We start from the raw sequence: 26,538 nt of genomic DNA on the forward strand, positions 1-26,538 counted from the left end.
TCAGCCCACCAGGCTGTCCCGCCATGCCTTGTGCAGGCCCGCGTAGTGGCCCTCGCCCGATACCAGGGTCCTGGGCGTGCCGTCCTCGACGATCCTGCCCGATTCCATGACGAGGACCCGGTCCGCCACCTCTACCGTCGACAGGCGGTGGGCGATGACCACCGCCGTGCGGCCCGCCAGGACCGTGTCCATCGCCCGCTGCACCGCCCGCTCTCCCGGCACGTCCAGCGAACTCGTCGCCTCGTCCAGGATCAGGACCGCCGGGTCCGCGAGAAGTGCCCTCGCGAACGCCACCAGTTGGCGCTGGCCGGCCGAGATCCGGCCGCCCCGCTTGCGTACGTCCGTGTCGTAGCCGTCCGGGAGGGTGGTGATGAACTCGTGTGCCCCGATGGCCCTGGCCGCTTCCTCGATCTCCTCGCGGGTCGCGTCCGGGCGGCCGATCGCGATGTTCTCCGCCACCGTGCCGGAGAAGAGGAACGCCTCCTGGGTCACCATGACGACGCCTCGGCGGAGGGTGGGTGTGGTCAGGTCCCTGAGGTCGACGCCGTCGAGGAGGACCCGGCCGTCCGTCGGGTCGTAGAAGCGGGACAGCAGCTTGGCCAGGGTGGACTTCCCGGCGCCCGTCGCGCCCACCACCGCCACCGTCTGGCCCGCCGGGATCCTCAGGTCGAACGCGGGCAGCACCTCGCCGCCCGTCCGGTAGGCGAAGCGGACCTTCTCGAAGACCACCTCACGGCCCGGTGTGCCCTCGCGGTCCGGCAGCTCCTTCGGCGCCGTCGTCTCCGGGACGCCCGGCTTCTGGGCCAGGAGGCCCGCGATCTTGGCGAGGCTGGCCGCCGCCGACTCGTACGAGTTGAGGAACATGCCCAGGCGGTCGATCGGGTCGTACAGGCGCCGCATGTACAGCACCGCCGCAGCCAGGACGCCCAGTTCGAGCGTGCCGTCCGCGACCCGGTACGCGCCCCACAGGACCATCCCGGCCACCGCCGTGTTCGCCACGAGCCGCGAACCGACCACGTAGCGGGCCATCTCCAGGAGCGCGTCGCCGTTGCTGCGCTCGTGGCGGTGGTTCAGTACCGCGAACTCGGCGTCGTTCTGCTGCTCGCGGCGGAAGGCCCTGACCGGGCGGATCCCGTTCATCGTCTCCGCGAACTTCACGATCACGCCGGCGATCGCCGTGGACCGCTCCGCGTAGACCGCGCCCGCGCGGCGGCGGTAGATCCGTACCAGGAGGTACAGCGGGGCGAAGGACGCCACGGCCACCGCTCCGATGCCGAGGTCAAGCCAGAGCAGGATCACGGAGATGGAGACGAAGGAGAGGACCACGCCGATCAGTTCCTGGAGCCCCTCCGAGAGCAGCTCGCGCAGCGATTCGACGTCCGTCGTGGAGCGGGAGATCAGCCGGCCCGAGGTGTAGCGCTCGTGGAAGTCCACGCTCAGGACCTGGGCATGGCGGAAGATCCGGCCCCGGAGGTCGAGCAGCACGTCCTGGTTGACGCGGGCCGCCACCCGTACGAAGGCGTACTGGAGCACTCCCGAGAGCGCGGCGCACAGGAGGTAGCCGAGCGCGACCGCCACCACCGGGCCGTGGTCACCCGCGCGGAAGGCCGGGACGCCCCGGTCGATGGCGTACGCGACGAGCAGCGGGCCCGCCTGGACCGCCGCCTCCTTGAGGAGGAGGACGAGCGCGGCGGCCGTGACCCGCAGCCGGTGGGTGGCGAGGAGGGAACGCAGCAGCGCGCCCGTGGCGCCCGGGGGCGTCGGCAGGTCGTCGCGGTCGAAGGGGTCCGAGGGCGGTGACTCGGGGAGCGATGCCGGGGGTTCGCTCGTGGGCGCGACGGTCGTGTCCGTCATCGGTGTTCGTTCCCCTCGTCCTCGCCGGACATCAGCCAGGCGTACTCCTCGCTGCTCCGCAGCAGTTCCTGATGGGTGCCCACGGCCGTGATGCGGCCTTGTGAGAGCAGCGCCACCCGGTCGGCCAGCATCACCGTCGACGGGCGGTGGGCCACGACCAGTGCCGTCGTCTCGCGGAGGACCTCCCGCAGGGCCGCCTCCACCCGTGCCTCCGTGTGCACGTCGAGCGCCGAGAGGGGGTCGTCGAGGACCAGGAAGCGGGGTCTGCCGACCACCGCGCGCGCCAGCGCCAGACGTTGGCGCTGACCGCCCGAGAGGCTCAGGCCCTGTTCGCCCACCTGCGTCGCCGTGCCCTCCGGCAGCCGGTCCACGAAGCCGTCCGCCTGGGCGACGCCGAGGGCGCGCCGCAGCTCCGGCTCGCCGGCCCCGGCCCCGGCGCCCATCAGGACGTTCTCCCCGACGCTCGCCGAGAACAGCGTCGGCTCCTCGAAGGCCACCGACACCAGGGTCCTCAGCCGCTCCCGCTCCATCAGGGCGATGTCCTCGCCGTCCAGCAGGATCCGCCCGCCGGTCGCCTCGTGCAGGCGCGGGACGAGCGCGGTGAGCGTCGTCTTGCCGGAACCGGTGGAGCCGACCAGGGCCAGGGTCTCGCCGGGGCGGATGTGGAGGTCGATGCCGTCCAGGACGGGCGGTGACCCTTCCGGGGCGTCCGGGTAGTGGAAGGACACCCCTTCGAACCGCACCCCGTCCGAGCTGTCCGCCGGGGTCGAGGACGCCGACGTCTCCGGCTCCTCGTGCGCGTCCATCACCTCGAAGTACCGTTCCGTCGCGGTCGCCGCCTCCTGGCTCATCGCGAGCAGGAAGCCGATCGACTCGACCGGCCAGCGCAGCGCGAGCGCCGTCGACAGGAACGCGACGAGCGTGCCCGCCGACAGGTCGCCGTCCGCGACCTGCACGGTGCCGAGGACCAGCGCCGCCCCGATGGCCAGCTCGGGTACGACCGTGATGACCGCCCAGATCATGGCGAGCAGCCGGGCCTTGACCAGCTCCGTGCCGCGGAGCTGTCCGGCGAGTTCACGGAAGGCCTTCGCCTGGCTGCGGTGCCGGCCGAAGCCCTTGACGATCCGGATGCCGAGGACGCTCTCCTCGACGACCGTCGTCAGATCGCCGACCTGGTCCTGGGCGCGCCGCGCCACGACCCCGTAGCGGCCCTCGAAGAGCGAGCAGACGATCACCAGCGGTACGACGGGCGTGAGCAGCACCAGGCCGAGCGACCAGTCCTGGGCGAGCAGCAGCACATAACCGGCGAGGATCGTCACGCCGTTGACCAGCAGGAAGGTCAGCGGGAAGGCGAGGAACATCCGGACCAGCATGAGGTCGGTCGTGCCGCGCGAGAGCAGCTGCCCCGAGGCCCACCGGTCGTGGAAGGCGATCGGCAGCCGCTGGAGCCTGCGGTACAGATCGGACCGCATCCGTGCCTCGACCCCGGCGAGCGGCCGTGACACCAGCCAGCGCCGGTACCCGAAGAGGACGGCCTCGGCGATGCCGAGCAGGAGGAGGTAGAGCGCCCCCAGCCACACACCGCCAGGGTCGCGGTCGGTGATGGGCCCGTCGACCATCCACTTCAGGACGAGCGGGATGACGAGCGACAGACAGGAAGCGACGATCGCGACGATCGCCGCGGTGAACAGCCGCGCCCGCACGGGCCGGACGTACGGCCACAGCCGGAGCAGCACGCGGATCGCCGAACGGTCGGGGGAGGTCTCTGGGGGCAAGGGTTTCTCGGGCATCAGGTCCGACCATACGGTTCACCACTGACACGTCTCATCCGGTTTTCCCGCGCCCCCGGAGGTCGTAGCGGCATCAGCCGATCGGTTGATGCCGCTTTCGAGCGCGATGGCCGATACCGGCGGCCCGGCCGGATCGGCAGGCTCGGGGCATGACAGCGATCGAGGTGCAGGGACTGCACAAGGCGTACGGCGACCGGAAGGTCGTCGACGGGGTCTCCTTCGACGTCGGCGAAGGGGAGATCTTCGGGATCCTCGGGCCCAACGGCGCCGGCAAGACCACCACCGTGGAGTGTGTCGCGGGACTGCGGACCCCCGACGAGGGGCTGGTGCGCGTCTGCGGGTACGACCCCGTCGCGCAGCGTGCCGAGGTCACCCGCGTCCTCGGCGTCCAGCTCCAGGAGAGCGAACTCCAGGCCAAACTGACCGTCCGTGAGGCGCTCGACCTGTACGCCTCCTTCTACGAGCGGCCCGCCGACCGGCAGGAGCTCGCCGAGCGGCTCGGGCTGCTGCCGCACCTGAGGACCCGGTTCGGGAAGCTCTCCGGCGGGCAGAAGCAGCGGCTCTTCATCGCCCTCGCGCTGATCGGCAACCCCAGGGTCGTCGTCCTCGACGAGCTCACCACCGGTCTCGACCCCCGTGCCCGCCGCGAGGCCTGGTCGCTCGTCGAGTCCGTCCGCGCGGGCGGCGTGACCGTCCTGCTCGTCACCCACTTCATGGAGGAGGCGCAGCGCCTCTGCGACCGGATCGCCGTCATCGACCGGGGCCGGGTCGCCGCGCTCGACACCCCCGACGGACTGATCGGGCGCTCGTCCACCGCCAAGGAGATCTCCTTCGCCGCGCGCACCCCGCTCGACCCGGCGGACCTCCGCGCGCTGCCGGGGGCGGCGGGCGTGGAGACGAGGGAGGGACGGACCGTCGTCCACGGCACCGACGAGACCGTCGACGCCTTCGTCTCCCTCCTCGCCCGCCGCGGCGTCACGGCCGGCCAGCTCCGGGTCAGTGACGCCACCCTCGACGACGCCTTCCTCGACCTGACAGGAGCCGACCTCCGATGAGTGCCGCCACCGCCACCCGCAGCGTCCTCAGGACCGAGGCCCGGCTCTTCGCCCGCGAACCCGGCTCCCTGTTCTGGGTGATGGTCTCGCCGACCGTCCTGCTCGTGATCCTCGGCCTGATCCCCTCTTTCCAGGAGGCCTCCGACGACCTCGGCGGACGCCGGGTCATCGACCTCTACGTCCCCGTCGCCGTCCTCTTCGCCCTGATCATGTCGGGACTCCAGGCCATGCCCCCGGTCCTCGCCGGCTACCGCGAGCGCGGCATCCTGCGCCGGATGTCCACCACGCCCGTACGCCCCGGAGCGCTGCTCACCGCCCAGCTCGCGCTGCACGCCGCCGCTGCGCTCGCCTCGGCGCTGCTCGTGATCGCGGCCGGGCGGCTCGCCTTCGGCGTCGCCCTGCCGGAGAACCTCCCCGGCTACGCCCTCGCCCTGCTCCTCGCCGTGGCGGGCGGCCTCGCGCTCGGCGGCGCCGTGTGCGCGGTGTCCCGCACGCAGAAGATCGCCACGGCCGTCGGCTCGGCCGTCTTCTTCCCGACCATGTTCACCGCGGGCGTCTGGGTGCCCGTCCAGGCCATGCCGGATACAGTGCAGCGGATCGTCCAGCTCACGCCGTTCGGTGCCGCCTCCCAGGCGCTGGACACGGCCGCCTCCGGCGGCTGGCCCGGCTGGGCCGCGCTCACCGTGACCGGGGTGTGGACGGTCGTGCTGACCGCCGCCTCGGTGCGCTGGTTCCGCTGGCAGTGACCGCGCGTGAGTGAGGGAGAGGGGCCGATGCCCACCACCGTCGAGGAGCGCTGGCGCCAGTTCTTCCGCTGGGGGCCCTACGGGCTGCTCGCCGCCGCCACCGCCATCGCCGCCGCGGCGGCGGACCTGCTGATGAGCGACGGCGAGAAGGCCGCCGCCGGAGCCCTGGTGCTCGCCGCGCTCGTCCTCCAGGTGGGATGGGACCGCCACTGCGCCCGGAGCGCGGGCCCGCGGGAGACGAGGCCCGGCCCCGACGGCGAACAGCCCGGGACGGCGCCCGTCCTCGTGCACGGGGCGCCCGGGCCCGCCTCCGTCGCCTACTTCACCCTCCGTACCGCCCTCGCGTTCGCCCTCACCTGGCTCAACCCCTTCTTCGCGATCTACGCCTGCATGGGCTACTTCGACACCGAACACCTCCTGCCCCGCCGCGTCTCCCGCGCCGGACTCCTCGTCACCGCCGTCACCATGGCCGGCTCCCAGTCCGGTGGACTGCCGCCCGCCACCCCTCTCAACTGGCTGGCCTTCGGCGGGCTGTTCGCCCTCAACCTCTCCCTCACCGCCGTCTTCTCCCACCTCGCCGCCAAGGAGGCCGAGAGGGCCGCCGAACGCGCCACCACCATCGCCGAACTCGGTCGCGCCAACGCCCGCCTCGAACAGGCCCTCGCCGAGAACGCCGCCCTTCAGGCCCAACTCGTCCTCCAGGCCAGGGAGGCCGGGGTCGCCGACGAGCGCCGCCGCCTCGCCGCCGAGATCCACGACACCATCGCGCAGGGCCTCACCGGCGTCATCGCCCAGCTCCAGGCCGCGACCGCCACCCCCGACCGCGAGCGGGCCGACGTCCACCTCCGGCGGGCCGCCGGCCTCGCCCGGGACAGTCTTGGCGAGGCCCGCCGCTCCGTGCGGAACCTCGGCCCGGCCGCCCTGGAGCACGACACCCTGCCCGAGGCCCTCCGCAAGACCGTCGCCGACTGGGCCGAGCGCACCGGGTGCGACACCCGGTTCACCGTCACGGGCACCGAGCTCCCCCTCCACGACGAGGTCGCCGCCACCCTCCTGCGGATCGCCCAGGAGGCCCTGTCCAACGCCGCCCGCCACTCCGGCGCCTCCCGGGCCGGCGTCACCCTCTCCTACATGGACGACGAGATCACCCTCGACGTGCGGGACGACGGCCGAGGCTTCGACCCGCACGCCCTCGCGGGACGGGACCGTACGGGCGGGGGGTTCGGTCTCGACGGCATGCGGGCCCGGGCCGAACGGCTCACCGGCTCCGTCGCCGTGGAGACCTCACCGGGCGAGGGCACGGCGATCTCCGCTCGCGTACCGTGGAGCGCGCCATGACCGACATCACCCTTCTGATCGTCGACGACCACCCCGTCGTACGGGACGGCCTGCGCGGCATGTTCACCGCGGCCGGCTCCGGCTTCCGCGTCCTCGGCGAGGCCTCCGGAGGCGTCGAGGCCGTCGAACTCGCCCTGCGCCTCGACCCGGACGTCGTCCTCATGGACCTGCGCATGCCCGGCGGCAACGGCGTCGACGCCATCGCCGAGCTCACCCGCCTCGGCGCCCGCTCGCGGGTCCTCGTCCTCACCACGTACGACACGGACACCGACACCCTCCCGGCGATCGAGGCGGGCGCCACCGGCTACCTCCTCAAGGACGCGCCGCGCGAGGAGCTGTTCGCGGCCGTGCGGTCCGCCGCCGAGGGCCGCACCGTCCTCTCCCCGGCCGTCGCCACCCGCCTGGTCACCGCCGTCCGCAAGCCGGTCGCCGTCGCCGACACCACCCTGTCCGCCCGCGAGAGCGAGATCCTCGGCCTCGTCGCGAAGGGCACCGCGAACCGCGCCATCGCCGCCGAGCTCTTCATCAGCGAGGCCACCGTCAAGACCCATCTCACGCACATCTACGGCAAGCTGGGGGTCAAGGACCGGGCGGCCGCCGTCGCCGCCGGCTACGACCGGGGGATCCTGGGCTGCGGCTGACACCCGCCCCCGGCCCGCCCCGCCTCACTCCCTGACCCGCAGCAGCACCGTCGAGCGCGCGCCCACCGTGATCGTCCCGCCGCCCCGGTGCACCGTGCCCGGCGCCCGCGACTGGTCCTCCCGGGTGGTGTCGACGAGGAGTTCGTACGACTCAGCCCAGGGCGGCCCCGGCAGCCGGAACTCCAGCGGCGTGTGGCCGGCGTGCAGGACGGCGAGGAAGCTGTCGTCGGTGATCTGCTCCCCGCGCTCGTCCCGGCCCGGGATGTCCCGGCCCGAGAGGTAGAGGCCGAGCGTCGCCGTCGGCGCGTACCAGTCCCGCTCCGTCATCTCGCCGCCGTCCGCGCCGAACCAGGCCAGGTCCCGCAGCCCGTCCGCGCCCTGCGCCCGCCCCGAGAAGAAGGCCCGGCGACGCAGCACCGGGTGGCGGTGGCGCAGGGCGAGCAGCCGGCGGGTCAGGGCGAGGAGCTGGGCCCGCCCCGGGTCGTCCGGCAGCGACCAGTCGAGCCAGCCGATCTCGTTGTCCTGGCAGTAGGCGTTGTTGTTGCCGCCCTGGGTGCGGCCCATCTCGTCGCCGGCGACGAGCATCGGCACCCCGGTCGACAGGAGCAGGGTGGTGAGGAGGTTGCGGAGCTGGCGGAGCCGCAGCGCCTGGATCCCGGGGTCGTCGGTCTCGCCCTCGGCGCCGCAGTTCCAGGAGCGGTTGTCGTGGGTGCCGTCCCGGTTCCCCTCGCCGTTGGCCTCGTTGTGCTTCCGCTCGTACGTGACGAGGTCCCGGAGCGTGAAGCCGTCGTGCGCGGTGACGAAGTTGACCGAGGCGTACGGCCGCCGGCCGCCCCAGGCGTAGAGGTCGCTGGAGCCGGAGAGCCGGTAGCCGAGGTCCCGCACATCGGGCAGCGCGCCCCGCCAGAAGTCCCGTACGGCGTCCCGGTAGCGGTCGTTCCACTCCGTCCACAGGGGTGGGAAGGCGCCCACCTGGTAGCCGCCGTTGCCCACGTCCCAGGGCTCGGCGATGAGCTTGACCCGGCGGAGCACCGGGTCCTGGGCGATCACGGCCAGGAACGGGGACAGCATGTCGACGTCGTGCATCGAGCGGGCCAGCGCCGCCGCCAGGTCGAAGCGGAAGCCGTCGACCCCCATCTCCGTGACCCAGTAGCGGAGCGAGTCGGTGATGAGCCGCAGCACCTGCGGCTGCACGACGTGCAGCGTGTTGCCGCAGCCCGTGTAGTCGGCGTACCGGCGGGCGTCGGACTGCAGCCGGTAGTAGCCGCGGTTGTCGATGCCCTTGAGGGAGAGGGTGGGGCCCAGCTCGCCCGCCTCCGCCGTGTGGTTGTAGACGACGTCGAGGATGACCTCGATGCCGGCCGCGTGCAGCGCCCGCACCATCCGCTTGAACTCGCCGACCTGCTGCCCGGTCGTCCCGGAGGAGGAGTAGGCGGCGTGCGGGGCGAAGTAGCCGAGGGAGTTGTACCCCCAGTAGTTGCTCAGCCCGCGCCGGAGCAGATGGTCCTCGTGCGCGAACTGGTGGACGGGCAGCAGCTCGACCGCCGTCACCCCGAGCCGTACGAGATGCTCGATGGCCGCCGGGTGCGCGAGCCCCGCGTACGTGCCGCGGAGCCGCTCAGGGATGCCCGGGTGCTGCTGGGTGAAGCCCTTCACGTGCAGCTCGTAGATGACCGAGTCCTGCCAGGGCGTCTTCGGCCTGCGGTCGTCCGACCAGTCGTCGTCGTCCTGGACGACGACCCCCTTGGGGACGTACGGGGCGGAGTCCCGGTCGTCCCGGACGGTGTCGGCGACATGCTGCTGCGGCCAGTCCCGCACATGCCCGTACACCTCGGGCGGCAGCGAGAAGTCTCCCTCCACCGCGCGTGCGTACGGGTCGAGGAGCAGCTTCGCCGGGTTCCAGCGGGCACCCGTCCACGGGTCCCAGCGGCCGTGCACCCGGTAGCCGTACCGCTGCCCGGCACCGACCCCGGGCACGAAGCCGTGCCAGATCTCATGGGTCAGCTCGGTCAGCGGCAGCCGCCGCTCCGTGCCGTCCGCGTCGAAGAGGCACAGCTCCACGGCCTCCGCGCCCCCCGCCCACAAGGCGAAGTTGGTGCCCGTCACCCCGCCAGGACCGACCCGGCACCGGGCGCCGAGCGGCGTCGGCGCCCCCGGCCAGACCGGCGGTCGGGCCCGTTCCAGGGCATGCTCCTGTACCGCCTCCTGCTCGGCTGCGCTCGACACCGTCCCGGCCTCCCGCGGCTCGTGGGGCTCGTGGGGCCCGCACCCGGGGGAGCGGCGGCGTCCCGGCCACCGCTCCCGCGCGTCGTTCTTTCCCGTCGTCCTCCCTGTTCTGCCCGCACGGCCGTGCTCCCAACATGGCCCGCACGCACGTTTCCCCTGGAGGGGGGCTGTCGTTGGGCCGAGCGTGAATCGTGTATGGAAGCGGGCGAGGTACGCCCTCGTGGTGGCGGGACTGATGGCGGGCCTCGCGGGCTGCACCGGAACGGACGGCGAAGGGGGCATCGACATCTCCCTGCCGGGCAAGGCGCGGGCCCCCGGAGACGTCATCCGGGTGAGTCCGGAGGACGGCAGCCGGGGGGTGCCGGCCGAGGGCCCCGTCGAGGTACGGGTGGACAGCGGGCGGCTCGAACGGGTGACGGTCGTCCAGGTCGAGGACGCCCAGCGGACCCGGGTCGTCGGCGAGATCTCGGCGGACGGGCTGCGCTGGCGGCCCCGGGCCGACGCCCGGCTCGCGCTGGCCGCCAAGTACAGCGTGGACGCCGTCGCGCTCGACGCCCACGGCCGCCGGTCGGCCCGGCACACCACCTTCACGACCGTGGTGCCGGAGAGCCGGTTCATCGGCTACTTCAAGCCGGAGAACCGTTCCACTGTCGGCACCGGAATGATCGTCTCCTTCTCCTTCAACCGGCCCATCGAGAACCGCGACGACGTCGAGCGCGCCGTCCGCATCACCTCGGACCCGCCGGTCGAGGTCGTCGGCCACTGGTTCGGCAAGGAGCGGCTCGACTTCCGCCCCGCCGCGTACTGGCGGCCGGGCACGAAGGTCACCGTCGAGCTCGCGCTCCGCGACGTCGAGGGGGCGCCCGGTGTGTACGGCATCCAGCGCAAGAAGGTCGGCTTCACCGTCGGCCGCTCCCAGGTCTCCCTCGTCGACGCCGCCGCGCACACCATGGAGGTCCGCAGGGACGGCAAGGTGCTGACCACGGTGCCGATCACCGCGGGCGCGCCGAAGACCACCACGTACAACGGGAAGATGGTCGTCACGGAGCTGTACGACGTGACACGGATGGACGGGCGGACGGTCGGTTTCGGCGGCGAGTACGACATCAAGGACGTCCCGCACGCGATGCGGCTCACCGAGTCGGGGACCTTCCTGCACGGCAACTACTGGGCCTCGCCCGACACCTTCGGCTCGGCCAACGTCAGCCACGGCTGTGTGGGGCTGCGGGACGAGAAGGGCGGCAGCGCGGACTCCCCGGCGGGGTGGTTCTTCGACCGCACGCTCATCGGCGACGTGGTGGAGGTGGTCAACTCGCAGGACCGGAAGGTCGCGCCCGACAACGGGCTCGGCGGCTGGAACATGGACTGGGTCCAGTGGAAGGCCGGTTCGGCGCTGAAGTGAGACCCCCTCGCGTTCCTCTCGCGCCCCTTTCGCCACCAGGCCGTCTTTCTGTCGCCTTAGCACGCCGATCGGGACGGAACGGTGACATTCGCGAGGATCTTTCGTGTCCTGCGGTGTGATTATCTAGCGCCGTGTGCGCGAGCGGATGTGCACGGGGGTGGGGCCGTGGCAATGCCAGGCCGTGCGAGGGGAGAAGACCACAGTGAACGGGCAGCCGATATCGGGGGCATCGGTAGGAGCTACGGGCCGGCGCGGCCGACGACGCGGGGGCGTCCGTCTGCAGGCGCTGGCCGCGGGGGCTCTGCTCCTCGTCCTCACCGCCTGCGGCGGCGGTGAGACCGGCGGTGCCAAGGGGGGTCAGGATCCGGCGTCGCAGGGGAGCGGCAAGCCGGAGAACGCCGCCTCCCAGGCGGTCGTGACGATCCTTCCGAAGGACGGCGCCGACTCGGTCGCCACCAGCGGGGCCCTCAAGGTCACCGCCGAGCAGGGCAAGCTGTCCACGGTCACGGTCGCCGACTCCAAGGGCGCCGCCGTCGAGGGCAAGATCGCGGCGGACGGCGCCAGCTGGTCGCCCACCGCCCACCTGTCCGCGGGGACCCAGTACAAGGTCCACGCCGTCGCGAAGGACGCCGAGGGCCGCGAGTCGGCGAAGGACACCACCTTCACCACCTTGGTCCCGAAGAACACCTTCATCGGCCACTACACGCCGGAGGACGGTTCGACCGTCGGCGTCGGCATGCCGGTCTCCATCAACTTCACCCGGGGCATCACCGACCCGGACGCCGTCGAGAAGGCCATCAAGGTGACGGCCGAGCCGGCCGTGGAGATCGAGGGGCACTGGTTCGGCAACGACCGCCTCGACTTCCGCCCGGAGGAGTACTGGGCCGCGGGCACCAAGGTCACCGTCGACCTCAACCTGGACGGCGTCGAGGGCCGCCCGGGCGTCTACGGCAAGCAGAAGAAGACGATCACCTTCACCATCGGCCGTCGTCAGGTCTCCACCGTCGACGCGAGCGCCAAGACGATGAAGATCGAGCGGGACGGCTCGATCATCAAGACGCTGCCGATCACCGCGGGCGCCCCGTCGACGACCACGTACAACGGTCAGATGGTCATCAGCGAGAAGTACAAGGTGACCCGGATGAACGGGGCCACGGTCGGCTTCGGCGGCGAGTACGACATCAAGGACGTCCCGCACGCGATGCGGCTCTCCACCTCGGGCACCTTCGTGCACGGCAACTACTGGGCCCCGAAGAGCACCTTCGGATCCTCCAACGTCAGCCACGGCTGCGTCGGCCTGTCGGACACGCGCGGCGCGGGCGACAGCTCGACCCCGGCCGCCTGGTTCTACGAGCGCTCGATCATCGGTGACGTGATCGTGGTCAAGAACTCCAAGGACAAGCAGATCCAGCCGGAGAACGGCCTCAACGGCTGGAACATGCCGTGGTCGGAGTGGACCAAGTAAGTCGTTTTCGAGGGGCCCGGTGCTGTGAGCAACAGCACCGGGCCCCTCGGCGTTAACGCCGACTAACCTTCGCTCCATGACTGTGAACCTCGAAGTCGCCGACGGCGTCGGCACGATCCGCCTCGACCGCCCCCCGATGAACGCCCTCGACATCGCCACCCAGGACCGGCTGCGCGAGCTGGCCCAGGAGGCGACCGACCGCGACGACGTGCGGGCCGTGATCCTCTACGGCGGCGAGAAGGTGTTCGCGGCCGGCGCGGACATCAAGGAGATGCAGGTCATGGACCACGTGGCCATGGTCAAGCGCTCGCGCGCCCTCCAGGACTCCTTCACGGCGATCGCCCGCATCCCCAAGCCCGTCGTCGCCGCCGTCACCGGCTACGCCCTCGGGGGCGGCTGCGAGCTCGCGCTCTGCGCCGACTACCGGATCGCCGCCGACAACGCGAAGCTGGGCCAGCCGGAGATCCTGCTCGGCCTGATCCCCGGCGCCGGCGGCACCCAGCGGCTCTCCCGGCTGATCGGCCCCTCCCGCGCCAAGGACCTCATCTTCACCGGCCGCATGGTGAAGGCGGACGAGGCCCTCACCCTCGGCCTGGTCGACCGGGTCGTCCCGGCCGCCGAGGTGTACGAGCAGGCGCACGCCTGGGCCGCGAAGCTGGCCCAGGGTCCTGCGGTCGCCCTGCGCGCCGCGAAGGAGGCCGTCGACCAGGGTCTGGAGGCCGACATCGACACCGGTCTCGCCATCGAACGCACCTGGTTCGCCGGGCTGTTCGCCACCGCGGACCGTGAGAACGGGATGCGCAGCTTCGTCGAGGAGGGCCCGGGCAAGGCGAAGTTCGCCTGAGCCGTCCCCGCGGGGGCCGATTCCGCCGGAACGGCCCCCGCGGACGGCTCCGTGCGGCCATGATGGGGGCATGGCGGGCCTGGAGGGTACGGAGCAACCATGGCAGCGCGGCAGCGCCGCCGCCGCACGGTGGTCACCGGCCGTGGATGACGAACAGGTCCCCGACGTACTGGAGTTGTACGGCAACCCGGCCGAGGAGGACGTGCGGCTGCCGTCCCGTCCCGAGTCCGCGTGGGTGGCCCGCCGGCTCACCCAGAGCGTGGTCCTGCGCCAGTGGGGGCTGGGCCCGCAGATCGCCGAGCACGCGGTGCTGCTCGTCTCGGAGCTCGTCGGCAACGCCGTCCGGCACACCGGCGCCCGGTCCTTCGCGCTGCGGATGCACCGGCGGCGCGGCTGGATCCGGATCGAGGTCCGCGACCCCTCGCGCGGGCTGCCGTGTCTGATGCCCGTGGGGGAGCTCGACATCAGCGGCCGGGGGCTCATGCTCGTCGACAAGCTCTCCGACCGCTGGGGCGTGGACCTCGCGCCGCGCGGCAAGACGACCTGGTTCGAGATGCGGGTCGCCGACCGCGCCTGAAGGCCGCCGGTGCCCGTGCCCCGGATACACGAAAGCCCCCGTCCGCCGTAGTGGGGCGCCTGGGGGCTCTCGTGTGATGCGCCGTGGACGGGGGGGTGTATCCACGGCTGCTATGTCGACCTGGCCCGGGTCAATGGGGGTCGTGTCTCCGACTATGACAGACAGGCGGCCGCGTAGCCAAAAGTCCTTACCGGGATAAAAACGGTCAAATGGGGATTGATCTTCTATGAATCATTGGTGATCTGTCGCACTCGCCTTGCAAACATTGAATGGCTATGCGGTTCATCGATTGTTTCCCCGGCTGGTCCGCATGCTGGACGCCCCGGCGCGCCCCGCAAACGTCCTGAATCGGCCTAATCATCACGATTCGGTCGACATCCATCTTTACTGGTCGCGTGAAGCCGACCGACCGCCGTGGCGCCCTCCGGGCGGGCGTGACCGCCGCCCTCGCGGGAGCCCTCGCCACCGCCTGCGGCACGGAGCCCAGCCCCGCCTCCCGCCGCCCCGGAGCCGCGCAGGGCACGGAGCCCGCCGCCGCCCCGGCCGCCGCCCCCGCCCCGCTCCGCTTCCCCGGCCGGCCCGCCGAGATCGACCACGGCCCCCGCGACCGGCCCCGGGTCGCCCTCACCTTCCACGGCCAGGGCGACCCCGCCCTCGCCCGCACCCTCCTCGGCCAGGCGGAGAAGGCCGGCGCCCGCGTCACCGTCCTCGCCGTCGGCACCTGGCTCGACGAACACCCCGGCATGGCCCGCCGCATCCTCGACGGCGGCCACGACCTCGGCAACCACACCCAGCACCACACCGACATCAACACCATGACCGAGACGGAGGCCCACGCGGAGATCGAGGCCTGCGCCACCCGCCTGCGCCGCCTCACCGGCTCCGTCGGCACCTGGTTCCGGCCCTCCAGGGCCCGGCACGCCACCCCCGCCGTCCTGCGCGCCGCCCACCGCGCCGGATACCCGCACACCCTCTCGTACGACGTCGACTCCCTCGACTTCACCTCGCCCGGCGCCGACGCGATCGTCCGCAACATCACCGGACCCCTCCGGCCCGGCTCGGTCGTCAGCCTGCACTTCGGCTACCCGGACACCGCCGCCGCGCTGCCCCTCCTCCTCGCCGACCTCGACCGCCGCGGACTGCGCGCGGTCACCACCACGGAGCTGCTGACCTGATGGCACACCTCACCGCGCGCAGCGGGGCCCTCCTCGCCGCGGCCCTCCTCGTCACCCTCGCGGGCTGCGGCGGCGCGAACCGGGAAGAGAACGGCGCCACCGGGGTCAAGAAGGCCGCCGCCCCCGCCGTACCCAAGCCGGCCGAGGCCCCCGCCGGGCTCCCCGGCATGCCGCCGCTCCTCGACCCGAACGACGTCTACGCCGCCGACCGGCCGAACAAGCTCTCCCCGGTCGTCAGGAACTTCCCCTCCCGGATCTACGTCCCCAACACCAACTCCAACACCGTCTCGGTCATCGACCCGACGACCTACCAGGTCGTCGAGACGATCCCCGTCGGCAACCAGCCCCAGCACGTCGTGCCCTCCTGGGACATGAAGACCCTCTGGGTCAACAACAACCGGGGCCACACCCTCACCCCCATCGACCCCGCCACCGGTGTCGCGGGCAAGCCGGTCGAGGTCCACGACCCGTACAACCTCTACTTCACGCCCAACGGCAAGTACGCGATCGTCATGGCCTCCCTCGACCGCGAACTCGTCTTCCGCGACCCGCACACCATGGAACGGAAGAAGACCGTCCCGGTGAGCTGCTACGGCGTCAACCACGCCGACTTCTCCGCCGACGGACGCTACTTCGTCGTCTCCTGCGAGTTCTCCGGCGAACTCCTCAAGGTCGACACCGAGAAGATGGAGGTGATCGGCCAGCAGAAGCTGCCCTTCGAGGGCGCCATGCCCCAGGACGTCAAGATCTCCCCGGACGGCAAGACGTTCTACGTCGCCGACATGATGGCCCACGGCATGTGGGTCCTCGACGGCGAGAAGTTCACCACCCCGACCCTGATGCCCACCGGCAAGGGCGCCCACGGGCTCTACGTCAGCAGGGACTCCCGCGAGATGTACATCCCCAACCGCGGCGAGGGCTCGGTCTCCGTCTTCGACTTCGGGAAGAACAAGCTCACCAAGAAGTGGCGGCTCCCGGACGGCGGCTCCCCCGACATGGGCGGCGTCTCCGCCGACGGCAAGGTCCTGTGGCTGTCCGGGCGTTACGACTCCGAGGTCTACGCCATCGACACGACGAGCGGCGAGCAGCTCGCCCGCATCCCCGTCGGCGGCGGCCCCCACGGCCTCGCCGTCTACCCCCAGCCCGGCCGCTACTCCCTCGGCCACACGGGCATCTTCCGGTAGGTCAGTGGGCCACGAGCAGTGCCTCCGAGGCCACCGGACGGAAGCCCGCCGCCTGGAAGACGCGCACGCTGCGGGCGTTGCCCGGCGACTGCTGGGCCCACACCACCGGGCCCGGGGCGAGATGCCGGGCCGCCGTCGCCAGCGCGCGCCCGAGGCCCCGGTGGCGTACGCCCTCGTCGACCTCGATCGCCGCCTCCCAGCGGCCCGCGACGCCCCGGCCCAGGATCAGCACCCCGCCGTCCGCCGCCCACACCCGTACCTCGTCGCGGAACTTCAGCGCCCGCGCGACCCGGGGGTGGGACGGGTCGTCGAGCTCGCGGAGCCCCAGCGGGGGAGGGCCCGGCAGGGCGTCGGCCACCGTGAGCAGGTCGATCGTGTTCATGCCCCGGCCGGTGCGGGCCATCAGGGCGGCGAGGAAGCCCGGGTGCATGGTCGCCGCGAGCGGGTCGCTCGGCGTGGCCGCGAGCTCCGCCCGTATCCACTCCGGATCGGCGTCCGTGAACACCACCGAATGGGCGGTGAAGGCGAGCACGCCCGCGTCCCGCGGGTTCGGCTGCGGCACCACCGTCGTCGACCCGTCCGGGGGCGGGAACTCCCCGTGTGCCGCCGCCGCCAGTATCCGTGCCACCTCGCTGCTCATACCGCCATCATCCGGCAGGGGCGGGCCCGCTAATCTGACCACCGTCAGTGAAGCACCAAGAAGGGGCGGAAGCAGTGGCGGACATCGACGCGGCACGCACGGCATTCAACAAGTTCGACGCCGACGGGGACGGTTTCATCACCGCCGCGGAGTACAAGAGCCTCATGGCGCAGCACGGCGACTTCAACGTCACCGAGTCGGTCGCCGAGGTGCTCATCAAGCAGCGCGACGACAACGGTGACGGCGTGCTGTCCTGGGACGAGTTCTGGGCGCACTACAGCAAGGCCTGACCCGCGCCCGCCCGGGCGGGTGGCGCCAGCCTTGAGTTGCCGCCCGTCCGGGGCTCGGTGACGATCGTCCGGTGACGCTTCCCGGACCTTTCGGTACCCCGAGCCGTCCGACCGCGGCGATCCTCGCCGCGGTCGCCGCCATCGCCGTCACCGGCCTCGCCCTGCTGGGCGCCGGCCTCGCCCAGGCGGGCACCGGCGAGCTCCGGATACCCGCCGCCGGCACCACCGCGCTGCTGCGTTTCCTCGTCCTCGCGGGCCTCGCCGTCCACGTCGGCGAACTCGCCGGACACCGCCTCGCCGGGGAAGGGCCCCGGCCCCGCTCCCTGTCCGTGCCCGCCGCCGTGCTCGCCGCGGCCGCCTCCGCCGGACTCCTGCTGCTCCTCGCCGCCGTCAGCGGGCTGAGCCTCCCCGTCGTGTACGGGCTGCGGGAGGGCCGCCTCCTGCTCGTCACCGCCAACGCCTTCGCCCTCGCCGCGCTGTGCGCCGCCTCCCGGCGCCCGGCCCTCGCCGTGGTGCCGCTGGCCGTCGCGGTCGTGGCCGAGGCGCTGCGCGCCCACACGGAGACGTACACCCCGGCCGTCGGCATCGGGCTCACCGTCGTCCACCTCACGGGCGCCTCGCTCTGGCTCGGCACGCTCCTGTACGTGCTGCGCACGATGAGGCTGCGGCGCGGCGGCCGTGACGTGCTCCTCCGCTACGCCCGGATGGCCGCCGTCGTCTACGCGGCCCTCGCGGTCACCGGCACGGCCTCCACCCTGCGCAGGCTGCCGCTGGACGCGGTCCTGACCACGGCGTACGGCCGGATCCTGCTGGTCAAGCTGCTGCTGTTCGGCGGGGTGAGCCTGCTGGCCCTGGCGGCCAGGAGCCGGATGCTGTCCGGCGGCGACGCCGAGGCCCCGGCGCGGATCGAGGTGGCCGCGCTGGCGGTGGTCGTGGTGGTCTCGGCGCTCCTCACGGTGGTGCCCGACCCGCACTGGATCGCGACCTGAGGGTCCTCGGGGATCAGCCGCGCAGGGCGACGTGGAAGGACGAGCCCCACAGCACGGCGGCCGCGCCGAGACCCACCACCGCACGGATCGTCTCCGCCGAGGCGCCGGCCGCGAGGACGGCGAGCCCCACCAGCGCGAGCGCCGTCAGGAGGATCGCGGTCCACCGGTACTGCGGCTGGTCGAAGAGGCGCGCCAGCGGGAAGAAGTGCAGACCGACGACGAGGCAGATCCCGACCGGGATGAGCTCCGGGTGGCCCGAGGCGTTCGACGCGGCGATCACCGCGAAGATCGCCACCAGCTCGGCGGTGTTGACCAGGCCGACCCCGCGGTTCCACTTCTCCGGCAGGCGCACGGTCCGGGTCACGGGGCCCCGGGTGCCGCGGAAGGCGACCACGACCGCGCCGGCCGTCACGGCCGCCGCGACGACGCCGACGGCGACCGAGACCGCGGCCGCCGCCACTCCCGAGCCGCCGGCGAGGGCCCAGACGAGGCCGAAGACGGCGAGGACGATCGCGCCTCGGCGACGCAGGTTCCGGGTGAGGTCGAGACACTCGGCGTCGATGGATTCTGTGGTCATGGCGCGGACATTACAGCGGCGGTCGAACGGGATTGCGGGTTTCGTCGATCTTCCCGCGCATCGACCCGGACCCATGGTGCGGCTCTGTCCGCGGGACATGCCGAACCGTCGCACAGCGGGAAACGGCCGGCCCCGGGACTCCCGGGGCCGGCCGTACACACACGTGGTTCCGCGGCACTACCGGTGGCCGCGGATGATGCTCAGCACTCGATGATGTTCACCGCGAGACCGCCGCGCGCGGTCTCCTTGTACTTCACGCTCATGTCCGCGCCCGTCTCCTTCATGGTCTTGATGACCTTGTCGAGGGAGACCAGGTGGCTGCCGTCGCCGCGCATCGCCATCTTCGCGGCCGTGACAGCCTTGACCGCCGCCATGCCGTTCCGCTCGATGCACGGGATCTGCACGAGGCCGCCGACCGGGTCGCAGGTCAGGCCCAGGTTGTGCTCCATGCCGATCTCGGCCGCGTTCTCCACCTGCTCCGGGGTGCCGCCGAGGACCTCGGCGAGCGCGCCGGCCGCCATCGAGCAGGCCGAGCCGACCTCGCCCTGGCAGCCGACCTCGGCGCCGGAGATGGAGGCGTTCTCCTTGAAGAGCATGCCGACGGCGCCGGCCGCCAGGAGGAACCGGACCACACCGTCCTCGTCGGCGCCCGGCACGAAGTTCGTGTAGTAGTGCAGGACCGCCGGGATGATGCCGGCCGCGCCGTTCGTCGGGGCGGTGACCACCCGGCCGCCCGCCGCGTTCTCCTCGTTCACGGCCATCGCGTAGAGCGTGATCCACTCCATCGCGAGCGCCGCCGGGTCGCCCTCGGAGCGCAGCTTGCGGGCCGTGTTCGCGGCGCGGCGGCGCACCTTCAGGCCGCCCGGCAGGATGCCCTCGCGGGACATGCCGCGCGAGACGCAGGCCTGCATGACCCGCCAGATCTCCAGGAGACCGGTGCGGATCTCCTCCTCGGTGCGCCAGGCCTTCTCGTTCTCCAGCATCATCGAGGAGATCGAGAGGCCGGTCTCCTTGGCGAGGCGGAGCAGCTCGTCACCGGTGCGGAAGGGGTACTTCAGGACGGTGTCGTCCGGGACGATCGGGTTCTCGCCGGCCACCGCGTCCTCGTCGACGACGAAGCCGCCGCCGACCGAGTAGTACGTCTTCTCCAGGACGAGCGCGCCCTCGGCGTCGTACGCGAAGATCGTCATCCCGTTGGCGTGGTACGGGAGCGCCTTGCGGCGGTGCAGGATCAGGTCGGCGTCGAAGTCGAAGGGGATCTCGTGCGCGCCGAGGAGGTTGATCCGGCCGCTCGACTTGATCCGCTCGACCTCCTCGTCCGCGGTCTCGACGTTCACCGTGCGCGGCGAGCTGCCCTCCAGGCCGAGGAGCACCGCCTTCGGGGTGCCGTGACCGTGGCCGGTCGCGCCCAGCGAGCCGTACAGCTCCGCCCGTATCGTCGCCGTGTGGGCGAGCAGGCCCTCGTTCTTGAGCCGGCGGGCGAACATCCGGGCCGCGCGCATCGGGCCCACCGTGTGGGAGCTGGACGGGCCGATGCCGATCGAGAACAGGTCGAAGACCGAGATGGCCACGGGGGGACTCCTTGTGGGGGCTAGACGCCGTTGTCTGCCGGGGTGGTGCAGAAACGTTGATCATGGGGCGGGGCACCGCGCTCACTGTCCAGTGTGCGCGGTGCCCCGGAGCTTTCGTACGAACGGCCTCAGACGGGCCGCAGAACAAAAGGGTACGAAATTACTTCAGGCCGGGGTAGAGCGGGTGCTTGTCGGCGAGAGCCGTCACCCGGGCCTTGAGCGAAGCGGCCTTGTCGGCGTCGAAGTCCGGCTTCAGGGTCTCCGCGATGATGTCGGCGACCTCGGTGAAGTCCTCGGTGCCGAAGCCGCGGGTCGCGAGCGCCGGCGTGCCGATGCGCAGACCCGAGGTGGTCATCGGCGGACGCGGGTCGTTCGGAACGGCGTTCCGGTTGACCGTGATGCCGACCTCGTGGAGACGGTCCTCGGCCTGCTGGCCGTCGAGCTCCGAGTTGCGCAGGTCGACGAGGACCAGGTGCACGTCGGTGCCGCCGGACAGGACCGAGACACCGTGCGCGGTGACGTCGTCCTGGACCAGACGCTCGGCGAGGATGCGGGCGCCGTCCAGGGTGCGCTGCTGGCGCTCCTTGAAGTCCTCCGAGGCCGCGACCTTGAAGGAGACGGCCTTGGCCGCGATCACGTGCTCCAGCGGGCCGCCCTGGAAACCGGGGAAGACCGAGGAGTTCAGCTTCTTCGCGAACTCCTTCTTCGCCAGGATGATGCCGCCGCGGGGGCCGCCGAGCGTCTTGTGCGTGGTGGAGGTCACCACGTCCGCGTACGGGACCGGGTTCGGGTGCAGACCGGCCGCGACCAGACCCGCGAAGTGGGCCATGTCGACCCACAGGTACGCCTCGACCTCGTCGGCGATCCGGCGGAACTCCGCGAAGTCCAGCTGACGCGGGTAGGCGGACCAGCCCGCGATGATGACCTTCGGGCGGTGCTCCTTGGCGAGGCGCTCGACCTCGGCCATGTCGACCAGACCGGCCTCGTCCACGTGGTACGCGACCACGTTGAACTGCTTGCCGGAGAAGTTCAGGCGCATGCCGTGGGTGAGGTGGCCGCCGTGCGCCAGGTCCAGACCCAGGATCGTGTCGCCCGGCTGGGCGATCGCGAAGAGAGCGGCCTGGTTCGCGGAGGCGCCGGAGTGCGGCTGGACGTTGGCGTACTCGGCGCCGAACAGGTCCTTGACCCGGTCGATCGCGATCTGCTCGGCCACGTCGACGTGCTCGCAGCCGCCGTAGTAGCGGCGGCCCGGGTAGCCCTCGGCGTACTTGTTGGTGAGGACGGAGCCCTGGGCCTCCATGACCGCGACCGGAGCGAAGTTCTCCGACGCGATCATCTCGAGGGTGGACTGCTGACGAAGGAGCTCGGCGTCGACGGCGGCGGCGACGTCGGGGTCCAGCTCGTGGAGGGGAGTGTTCAGAAGCGACATGAATCGATCCCTAGGGGTCTCGGGCCCGGTCTCAGCCGGCGGAGAACGCGGTGTACTCGTCGGCGGAGAGCAGCTCGTCCGGCTCGCCCGCGACGCGTACCTTGAACAGCCAGCCACCCTCGAACGGAGCCGTGTTCACCAGCGACGGGTCGTCCACCACGTCCTGGTTGGCGGCGACGACCTCACCCGAGACGGGGGAGTACAGGTCGCTCACGGACTTCGTCGACTCCAGCTCGCCACACGTCTCGCCCGCGGCGACGGTGTCGCCGACGGCGGGAAGCTGGGCGTAGACGACGTCACCGAGCGCGTTGGCCGCGAACTCCGTGATGCCGACCGTCGCGACGCCGTCCTCGGCGGCCGACAGCCACTCGTGCTCCTTGGTGTAGCGCAGCTGCTGGGGGTTGCTCATGACCTGATTCTCCTGGATCGGGGGAGTAATGATGAACGTGGGTCTCGCGGGATGAGACCCGGGGTGAGACGACTGCGTCACTTCTGGCGCTTGTAGAACGGCAGCGCCACGACCTCGTACGGCTCGTGGGTGCCGCGGATGTCCACACCTACACCCTCGGTGCCGGGCGCGGCGTGCGCCGCGTCCACGTAGGCGATCGCGATCGGCTTACCGAGCGTCGGGGACGGGGCGCCCGAGGTCACCTCGCCGATGACCACGCCGTCCTTGACGACGGAGAAGCCGGCACGCGGGACGCGGCGGCCCTCGGCGACCAGGCCGACGAGCTTGCGCGGCGGGGCGGTCTCGGCGCGCTCGGCGGCCTTCTCGAGCGCCTCACGGCCGACGAAACGGCCGTCGTTGGTGGTCTTCTCGAACTTCACGACCCGGCCGAGACCGGCGTCGAAGGGGGTGAGGGCGGTCGTCAGCTCGTGGCCGTACAGCGGCATGCCCGCCTCCAGGCGGAGCGTGTCGCGGCAGGACAGGCCGCAGGGGATGAGGCCGACCGGGGCACCCGCCTCGGTCAGGGCCTTCCAGACGCCCTCGGCGTGCTCGGGCTTCAGGAAGAGCTCGAAGCCGTCCTCGCCGGTGTAGCCGGTACGGGCGATCAGCGCGGGGACGCCCGCGACCGTGCCGGGCAGGCCGGCGTAGTACTTGAGCCCGTCCAGGTCGGCGTCGGTGAGCGACTTCAGGATGCCGGGGGACTCCGGACCCTGGACCGCGATCAGGGCGTACGCGTCACGGTCGTCGCGGACCTCGGCCTCGAAGCCGGCCGCGCGCTCGGTCAGCGCGTCGAGGACGATCTGCGCGTTGGAGGCGTTGGCGACGACCATGTACTCGGTCTCGCCGAGGCGGTAGACGATCAGGTCGTCGAGGATGCCGCCGTCCTCCTGGCAGATCATCGTGTAGCGGGCGCGGCCCACGCCCACCGTGGAGATGTTGCCGACGAGGGCGTGGTCGAGGAGCTCGACGGCCTGCGGACCGGTGACGGTGATCTCGCCCATGTGGGAGAGGTCGAAGAGGCCCGCCTTGGTCCGGACGGCGATGTGCTCGTCCCGCTCGCTGGCGTAGCGCAGCGGCATGTCCCAGCCCGCGAAGTCGGTCATGGTCGCGCCCAGCGAACGATGCAGCGCATCGAGGGCGGTCAGACGGGGGGCAGTGCTCATGGGGTGGCTCCCGGATCCCAAGGGCGGTTCGGTGACGAAACACATGACGGGCGAGGACGTCCTCCCCATCTGTCATGGAACCTGAGAGGTTCACCGAGAGCATCTCGTCACCGAAAAATCGGCTGGGAGAGATCGGCTTGCACCTTGGGTGGGGACACGGCAGGGTGTCCCGCTTTTCAGATCTGCCTCATCCACGCGGTACGGGGCCTGAGAGATTCAAGGGAGGGTCTTGCTCCTTCGGCGTCCGGACACGTGAACGGTCCGGAACTCTCCCGCGCGGATTCGAGCGGCCGGTATGCGGTTGTATGGCGACTGTGCGCGCCTGGCGCGCACATCATTGCACGCGTGCTCCGCGCGGCACATCACTTGTATCTCATTACCGCTTCTTTACACTTTGTGGGCAAGGGTCTCCCGAGGCCCGGCAGGGGGAGCAACATGAGGATCCAGCACACCGGCGCGTACGCGGCGAGCACCGGCATACCGCCCCAGCGCGCCCGGGCCCGCTCCAGGGCGCGGACCGGGACCGGCCGCCGTGGCCGGATCCTGCGGGACCTGCGCGAGCGCGGCGGCCGGGGCCCCCGCGCCCTCACCTTCGCGGCCGGCGACCTCGTCGTCGTGTCCGGGCTGCCCGGCAGCGGCAAGTCCACCCTCATGAAGCGCGCCGCCGACGGCCGGGGGATCGACTCCCAGGACGCCCGCGAGCGCTGGGAGGCCCGCATGCCCCGCCTCCTGCCGTACGCGCTCTACCGCCCCCTGGTCCGGATCGCGCACTACGCAGGACTGCGCCGCGCCCTGCGCTCCGGCGCGAGCGTGATCGTGCACGACTGCGGCACCCAGTCCTGGGTGCGCGGCTGGCTCGCCCGCGAGGCGAGACGCCGCGGCGGCGGCCTGCACCTGGTCCTGCTCGACGTGACCCCGGACACCGCGCGCGACGGCCAGCGCGCCCGGGGCCGCGGCGTCTCCGCGTACGCCTTCGCCCGCCACCGGCGAGCCGTCGGCCGCCTCCTGCGGGCCGCCGAGTCCGGCAGCCTGCCGCACGGCTGCGCCTCGGCGACCCTCCTCGACCGGGACGCCGCCGACGCCCTGCGGAAGATCGGCTTCCGCGAGGCGGCGTGAGAGGCCGCGTGGGCGGCGGAGTGAGGGGCGGTGTGAGTGGTGTCCCTCACTCGTACCCCCTGCTTTTGGCCACGGCGGCGTCAGGGCGGCGTTAGGGTGCTGCGGGGCAGTGCGGGAGGGCGCGCGCCGGCGAGACTGGGGAAGAGGGACCGTGGACGTGACGTGGCCGGGCAATGAGCTCGAAGAGGTGCTGGCCGCCTCGCTCGGCAACCCCGCCGCAGGGGGCCGACTGGTCGAGGTGCTGGGCCGCAGCGCGGTCTGGGTGCCCCTGCCCAACGGCGGCGGCCCCGAAAGCCCCGACCTGGACCTCGCCACCATGGAGATCGACGGCGCGGCCTTCGTCCCCGTCTTCAGCTCCGAGCAGCAGCTGGTCGCCTGTGTCGGCACCCACATGTCGTACACCGTCGCCCCCGCCCGCGACTTCGCCCGCGGCCTGCCCCCGCAGCTCGGCATCGCCGTGAACCCCGGCGGCACCGTCGGCGTCCCGCTGCCCCCGCCCGCCGTCGCGGAGCTCTGCCGCGTCGGCCGCACCCCGCTCGACGGCCCCGCCAGCGGCGGCCGCGTCCGGCTCTTCGAGCCCGACTGGCAGGACGACCCCGTCGACTTCCTCGCCGCCGCCTCCGCCGAGTTCGAGGCCACCGGAGTCGTCGTCACCGCCCGCCGCGCCCTCGCGAGCGTCGAGGGCACCGAACCCGCCCTCTTCATCGGCGTCCAGCTCGCCGCCTGGGACGGCGTCGACCGCAACGCACCCCTGGACGCCCTCGGCCGCGCCCTCGGCCGCGTCGAGGTCGCCTGGCCGGTCAACCTCATCCTGCTCGACATGGCGCAGGATCCGGTCGGCGACTGGATGGTGGAGCGGGTACGCCCCTTCTACCAGCGCGCCGCCGGGTGAGCGGCACCCTGTCTAAGCTGAACTGAACTGGACCGAGATCTCAGCCGAACCGAATCAGCGGCTGGACGGACGTGGTGAACGGAAGAGGGGCGGGACCCAGGGTGAGCGCGTCGAGCACCGCTGCGACCGGAGGGGTCGAGCACATGCTGCGCCAGGTGGCACCCGGACGCTACGACGCGTACGAGAGGCTGCTGCACGCCCTGGCCGACGGCGAGGTCTGGATGCTGCTCTGGCAGGGCTCGCCCGGCTCGCCCGACGCCCAGTACGGGAACATGGAGGTCGACGGCTTCGGCTACGCGCCCTGCGTCACCTCCGCCCAGGAGCTCGCCGCCTCCGGCTGGAACCGCGCCCACGAGCTCGTCACCGGCCGCGAGATGGCCCGCGCCCTCTACCCCGACCGCTGGGGCATCTGGCTCAATCCGCACGCTCCCGGCGGCGGCGTCGGCATCCCCTGGGCGGACCTGCGCCGCATCGCCACCGGTCTCGACCGGATGCCCGCCGGGCCGCTGCGCGTCAGCGAACCCGCTCTGGAGATTCCGCAGTTCTACGCCCTGCTCACGCAGAACGCGCACCGCACCCCGGCCGTCCGGTCACTGCGCCGCGGCTGGGTGCAGCCCGCGCTCGGCTCCCCGTACCTCGCCGTCGGGCTCGACCTGTACGACACCTCCGCGGCCGCTGTCGACTCCGTCCGCGCGATGATGCGCCAGTCGATCTCCGCCGTCCCCGACGGGCTGCCCGTCTCGACGGTCGCGCTCTCCGACGCGTACGACCCCGTGGCCCTCTGGCTGAGCGCCCACGCGCGCCCCTTCTACGACCGGGAGGCGCACGCCGGACGCGGATCCGCCGCCGTGCCGGGATACGGCTACCCGCCGCCGGCCCCGTCCGGATACTGAGACGTCACCCTTCTCGCCTCCCACCCCACCGGCCTCCGGAGTCTTCTCCGGAGGCCGTTGTTCGCCCCAATACCGCACCTCGAACGCCCAGTTGGGCGACATGTCCGATTACGGTGAAGAGGACCCGAGATGGTCCGCTCAGGTGATCACGACGTCCGGATAACGGAAGTCGCAGCACCGCATCACGTTTGAGCAAACATTCCCCGTCAGGGCTGGCGGGTGATCGCGGACGC

At 72.0% G+C, this 26,538-nt stretch carries 24 protein-coding genes and 2 riboswitches; of the genes, 15 read left to right on the plus strand and 9 right to left on the minus strand.

Features of this window, described 5'->3' with window-relative positions; genetic code table 11:
* Positions 1–1,854, minus strand: a complete 1,854-nt coding sequence (locus tag SGA01_RS12525; RefSeq protein WP_141296595.1) for an ABC transporter ATP-binding protein — start codon at positions 1,852–1,854, stop codon at positions 1–3.
* Positions 1,851–3,644, minus strand: coding sequence for an ABC transporter ATP-binding protein (locus SGA01_RS12530; protein WP_141296597.1), 1,794 nt, complete (start codon positions 3,642–3,644; stop codon positions 1,851–1,853). Before SGA01_RS12530 ends, SGA01_RS12525 begins: the two co-directional genes overlap by 4 nt.
* 149 nt (positions 3,645–3,793) lie before the next feature.
* Between SGA01_RS12530 and SGA01_RS12535 the strand changes: the two genes are divergently transcribed.
* Genes SGA01_RS12535 through SGA01_RS12550 form a run of 4 tightly spaced genes read left to right on the plus strand, consistent with a single transcriptional unit; the run spans position 3,794 to position 7,424 of the window.
* Positions 3,794–4,699, plus strand: a complete 906-nt coding sequence (locus SGA01_RS12535) for an ABC transporter ATP-binding protein (RefSeq protein ID WP_141296599.1) — start codon at positions 3,794–3,796, stop codon at positions 4,697–4,699.
* Entirely contained in the window at positions 4,696–5,445 is a 750-nt protein-coding gene (locus SGA01_RS12540) for an ABC transporter permease (protein WP_141296601.1), read from the plus strand. Before SGA01_RS12535 ends, SGA01_RS12540 begins: the two co-directional genes overlap by 4 nt.
* A gap of 27 nt (positions 5,446–5,472) precedes the next feature.
* Complete coding sequence (locus SGA01_RS12545; RefSeq protein WP_141296603.1) at positions 5,473–6,783, plus strand: sensor histidine kinase; 1,311 nt, start codon at positions 5,473–5,475, stop codon at positions 6,781–6,783.
* The gene (locus tag SGA01_RS12550) at positions 6,780–7,424 is read left to right on the plus strand and encodes a response regulator (RefSeq protein WP_141296605.1); all 645 of its coding nucleotides are present in this window, start codon (positions 6,780–6,782) and stop codon (positions 7,422–7,424) included. Before SGA01_RS12545 ends, SGA01_RS12550 begins: the two co-directional genes overlap by 4 nt.
* Before the next feature lie 24 nt (positions 7,425–7,448).
* Here SGA01_RS12550 and glgX read toward each other — a convergent pair whose 3' ends face one another.
* A complete protein-coding gene (gene glgX, locus SGA01_RS12555) occupies positions 7,449–9,650 on the minus strand; it encodes a glycogen debranching protein GlgX (protein ID WP_141296607.1) in 2,202 nt (733 codons plus the stop codon).
* A gap of 184 nt (positions 9,651–9,834) precedes the next feature.
* Between glgX and SGA01_RS12560 the strand changes: the two genes are divergently transcribed.
* The 6 genes from SGA01_RS12560 to SGA01_RS12585 all read left to right on the plus strand — a co-directional run bounded on the left by SGA01_RS12560 (position 9,835) and on the right by SGA01_RS12585 (position 16,297).
* Entirely contained in the window at positions 9,835–11,052 is a 1,218-nt protein-coding gene (locus tag SGA01_RS12560; protein ID WP_371866023.1) for a L,D-transpeptidase, read from the plus strand.
* A 202-nt stretch (positions 11,053–11,254) separates the two neighbouring features.
* On the plus strand, positions 11,255–12,517 hold the full coding sequence (locus SGA01_RS12565; RefSeq protein WP_141296609.1) for a L,D-transpeptidase: 1,263 nt from the start codon (positions 11,255–11,257) through the stop codon (positions 12,515–12,517).
* Positions 12,518–12,593: 76 nt separating this feature from the next.
* Positions 12,594–13,361 (plus strand): enoyl-CoA hydratase/isomerase family protein, encoded by a 768-nt coding sequence (locus tag SGA01_RS12570; RefSeq protein ID WP_024755207.1) that lies wholly within the window; start codon positions 12,594–12,596, stop codon positions 13,359–13,361.
* 70 nt (positions 13,362–13,431) lie between these two features.
* A complete protein-coding gene (locus SGA01_RS12575; protein ID WP_141296611.1) occupies positions 13,432–13,938 on the plus strand; it encodes an ATP-binding protein in 507 nt (168 codons plus the stop codon).
* A 395-nt stretch (positions 13,939–14,333) separates the two neighbouring features.
* Entirely contained in the window at positions 14,334–15,113 is a 780-nt protein-coding gene (locus tag SGA01_RS12580; protein WP_141296613.1) for a polysaccharide deacetylase family protein, read from the plus strand.
* Complete coding sequence (locus tag SGA01_RS12585) at positions 15,113–16,297, plus strand: YncE family protein (protein WP_141296615.1); 1,185 nt, start codon at positions 15,113–15,115, stop codon at positions 16,295–16,297. The genes SGA01_RS12580 and SGA01_RS12585 overlap by 1 nt, the downstream gene beginning before the upstream one ends.
* 1 nt (position 16,298) lies before the next feature.
* Here the strand turns inward: SGA01_RS12585 and SGA01_RS12590 are convergent, their stop codons facing one another.
* Entirely contained in the window at positions 16,299–16,937 is a 639-nt protein-coding gene (locus SGA01_RS12590; RefSeq protein WP_141296616.1) for a GNAT family N-acetyltransferase, read from the minus strand.
* A 74-nt stretch (positions 16,938–17,011) separates the two neighbouring features.
* Between SGA01_RS12590 and SGA01_RS12595 the strand changes: the two genes are divergently transcribed.
* Both SGA01_RS12595 and SGA01_RS12600 read left to right on the plus strand, forming a co-directional pair.
* Positions 17,012–17,227 (plus strand): EF-hand domain-containing protein, encoded by a 216-nt coding sequence (locus SGA01_RS12595; protein ID WP_024756557.1) that lies wholly within the window; start codon positions 17,012–17,014, stop codon positions 17,225–17,227.
* Between the two features lie 71 nt (positions 17,228–17,298).
* On the plus strand, positions 17,299–18,216 hold the full coding sequence (locus SGA01_RS12600) for a CopD family protein (protein WP_141296617.1): 918 nt from the start codon (positions 17,299–17,301) through the stop codon (positions 18,214–18,216).
* Between the two features lie 13 nt (positions 18,217–18,229).
* On the opposite strand, the gene SGA01_RS12605 is transcribed toward SGA01_RS12600, so the two are convergent.
* The 5 genes from SGA01_RS12605 to gcvT form a co-directional block, all read right to left on the minus strand.
* Entirely contained in the window at positions 18,230–18,793 is a 564-nt protein-coding gene (locus tag SGA01_RS12605; protein ID WP_141296618.1) for a DUF7010 family protein, read from the minus strand.
* Positions 18,794–18,993: 200 nt separating this feature from the next.
* A complete protein-coding gene (locus SGA01_RS12610; protein WP_141296619.1) occupies positions 18,994–20,364 on the minus strand; it encodes an L-serine ammonia-lyase in 1,371 nt (456 codons plus the stop codon).
* 160 nt (positions 20,365–20,524) lie between these two features.
* A complete protein-coding gene (glyA, locus tag SGA01_RS12615; RefSeq protein ID WP_141296620.1) occupies positions 20,525–21,793 on the minus strand; it encodes a serine hydroxymethyltransferase in 1,269 nt (422 codons plus the stop codon).
* A 31-nt stretch (positions 21,794–21,824) separates the two neighbouring features.
* A complete protein-coding gene (gene gcvH, locus SGA01_RS12620; protein ID WP_141296621.1) occupies positions 21,825–22,202 on the minus strand; it encodes a glycine cleavage system protein GcvH in 378 nt (125 codons plus the stop codon).
* Positions 22,203–22,279: 77 nt separating this feature from the next.
* A complete protein-coding gene (gcvT, locus tag SGA01_RS12625; protein ID WP_055641224.1) occupies positions 22,280–23,404 on the minus strand; it encodes a glycine cleavage system aminomethyltransferase GcvT in 1,125 nt (374 codons plus the stop codon).
* 59 nt (positions 23,405–23,463) lie between these two features.
* Positions 23,464–23,589, minus strand: a riboswitch (glycine riboswitch).
* Position 23,590: 1 nt separating this feature from the next.
* A riboswitch (glycine riboswitch) is annotated at positions 23,591–23,689 on the minus strand.
* Between the two features lie 150 nt (positions 23,690–23,839).
* On the opposite strand from gcvT, the gene SGA01_RS12630 reads away from it, so the two are divergent.
* The 3 genes from SGA01_RS12630 (at position 23,840) to SGA01_RS12640 (ending at position 26,305) form a co-directional block, all read left to right on the plus strand.
* Complete coding sequence (locus SGA01_RS12630) at positions 23,840–24,520, plus strand: AAA family ATPase (RefSeq protein ID WP_141296622.1); 681 nt, start codon at positions 23,840–23,842, stop codon at positions 24,518–24,520.
* 151 nt (positions 24,521–24,671) lie between these two features.
* Positions 24,672–25,412: an enhanced serine sensitivity protein SseB gene (locus SGA01_RS12635; RefSeq protein ID WP_141296623.1), complete on the plus strand. Its 741-nt coding sequence runs from the start codon at positions 24,672–24,674 to the stop codon at positions 25,410–25,412.
* A gap of 101 nt (positions 25,413–25,513) precedes the next feature.
* The gene (locus SGA01_RS12640) at positions 25,514–26,305 is read left to right on the plus strand and encodes an enhanced serine sensitivity protein SseB C-terminal domain-containing protein (RefSeq protein WP_079037403.1); all 792 of its coding nucleotides are present in this window, start codon (positions 25,514–25,516) and stop codon (positions 26,303–26,305) included.
* Positions 26,306–26,538 lie beyond the last annotated feature (233 nt).

The organism is Streptomyces gardneri (assembly GCF_006539185.1).
Classification (GTDB): domain Bacteria; phylum Actinomycetota; class Actinomycetes; order Streptomycetales; family Streptomycetaceae; genus Streptomyces; species Streptomyces gardneri.

Excerpts from the sequence above, each read along its gene's own strand:
- SGA01_RS12525 (WP_141296595.1), bottom strand. The coding sequence starts at position 1,854 with ATGACGGACACGACCGTCGCGCCCACGAGCGAACCCCCGGCATCGCTC.
- SGA01_RS12530 (WP_141296597.1), bottom strand. The coding sequence starts at position 3,644 with ATGCCCGAGAAACCCTTGCCCCCAGAGACCTCCCCCGACCGTTCGGCG.
- SGA01_RS12535 (WP_141296599.1), top strand. The coding sequence starts at position 3,794 with ATGACAGCGATCGAGGTGCAGGGACTGCACAAGGCGTACGGCGACCGG.
- SGA01_RS12540 (WP_141296601.1), top strand. The coding sequence starts at position 4,696 with ATGAGTGCCGCCACCGCCACCCGCAGCGTCCTCAGGACCGAGGCCCGG.
- SGA01_RS12545 (WP_141296603.1), top strand. The coding sequence starts at position 5,473 with ATGCCCACCACCGTCGAGGAGCGCTGGCGCCAGTTCTTCCGCTGGGGG.
- SGA01_RS12550 (WP_141296605.1), top strand. The coding sequence starts at position 6,780 with ATGACCGACATCACCCTTCTGATCGTCGACGACCACCCCGTCGTACGG.
- SGA01_RS12570 (WP_024755207.1), top strand. The coding sequence starts at position 12,594 with ATGACTGTGAACCTCGAAGTCGCCGACGGCGTCGGCACGATCCGCCTC.
- SGA01_RS12575 (WP_141296611.1), top strand. The coding sequence starts at position 13,432 with ATGGCGGGCCTGGAGGGTACGGAGCAACCATGGCAGCGCGGCAGCGCC.
- SGA01_RS12585 (WP_141296615.1), top strand. The coding sequence starts at position 15,113 with ATGGCACACCTCACCGCGCGCAGCGGGGCCCTCCTCGCCGCGGCCCTC.
- SGA01_RS12590 (WP_141296616.1), bottom strand. The coding sequence starts at position 16,937 with ATGAGCAGCGAGGTGGCACGGATACTGGCGGCGGCGGCACACGGGGAG.
- SGA01_RS12605 (WP_141296618.1), bottom strand. The coding sequence starts at position 18,793 with ATGACCACAGAATCCATCGACGCCGAGTGTCTCGACCTCACCCGGAAC.
- glyA (WP_141296620.1), bottom strand. The coding sequence starts at position 21,793 with ATGTCGCTTCTGAACACTCCCCTCCACGAGCTGGACCCCGACGTCGCC.
- gcvH (WP_141296621.1), bottom strand. The coding sequence starts at position 22,202 with ATGAGCAACCCCCAGCAGCTGCGCTACACCAAGGAGCACGAGTGGCTG.
- gcvT (WP_055641224.1), bottom strand. The coding sequence starts at position 23,404 with ATGAGCACTGCCCCCCGTCTGACCGCCCTCGATGCGCTGCATCGTTCG.
- SGA01_RS12630 (WP_141296622.1), top strand. The coding sequence starts at position 23,840 with ATGAGGATCCAGCACACCGGCGCGTACGCGGCGAGCACCGGCATACCG.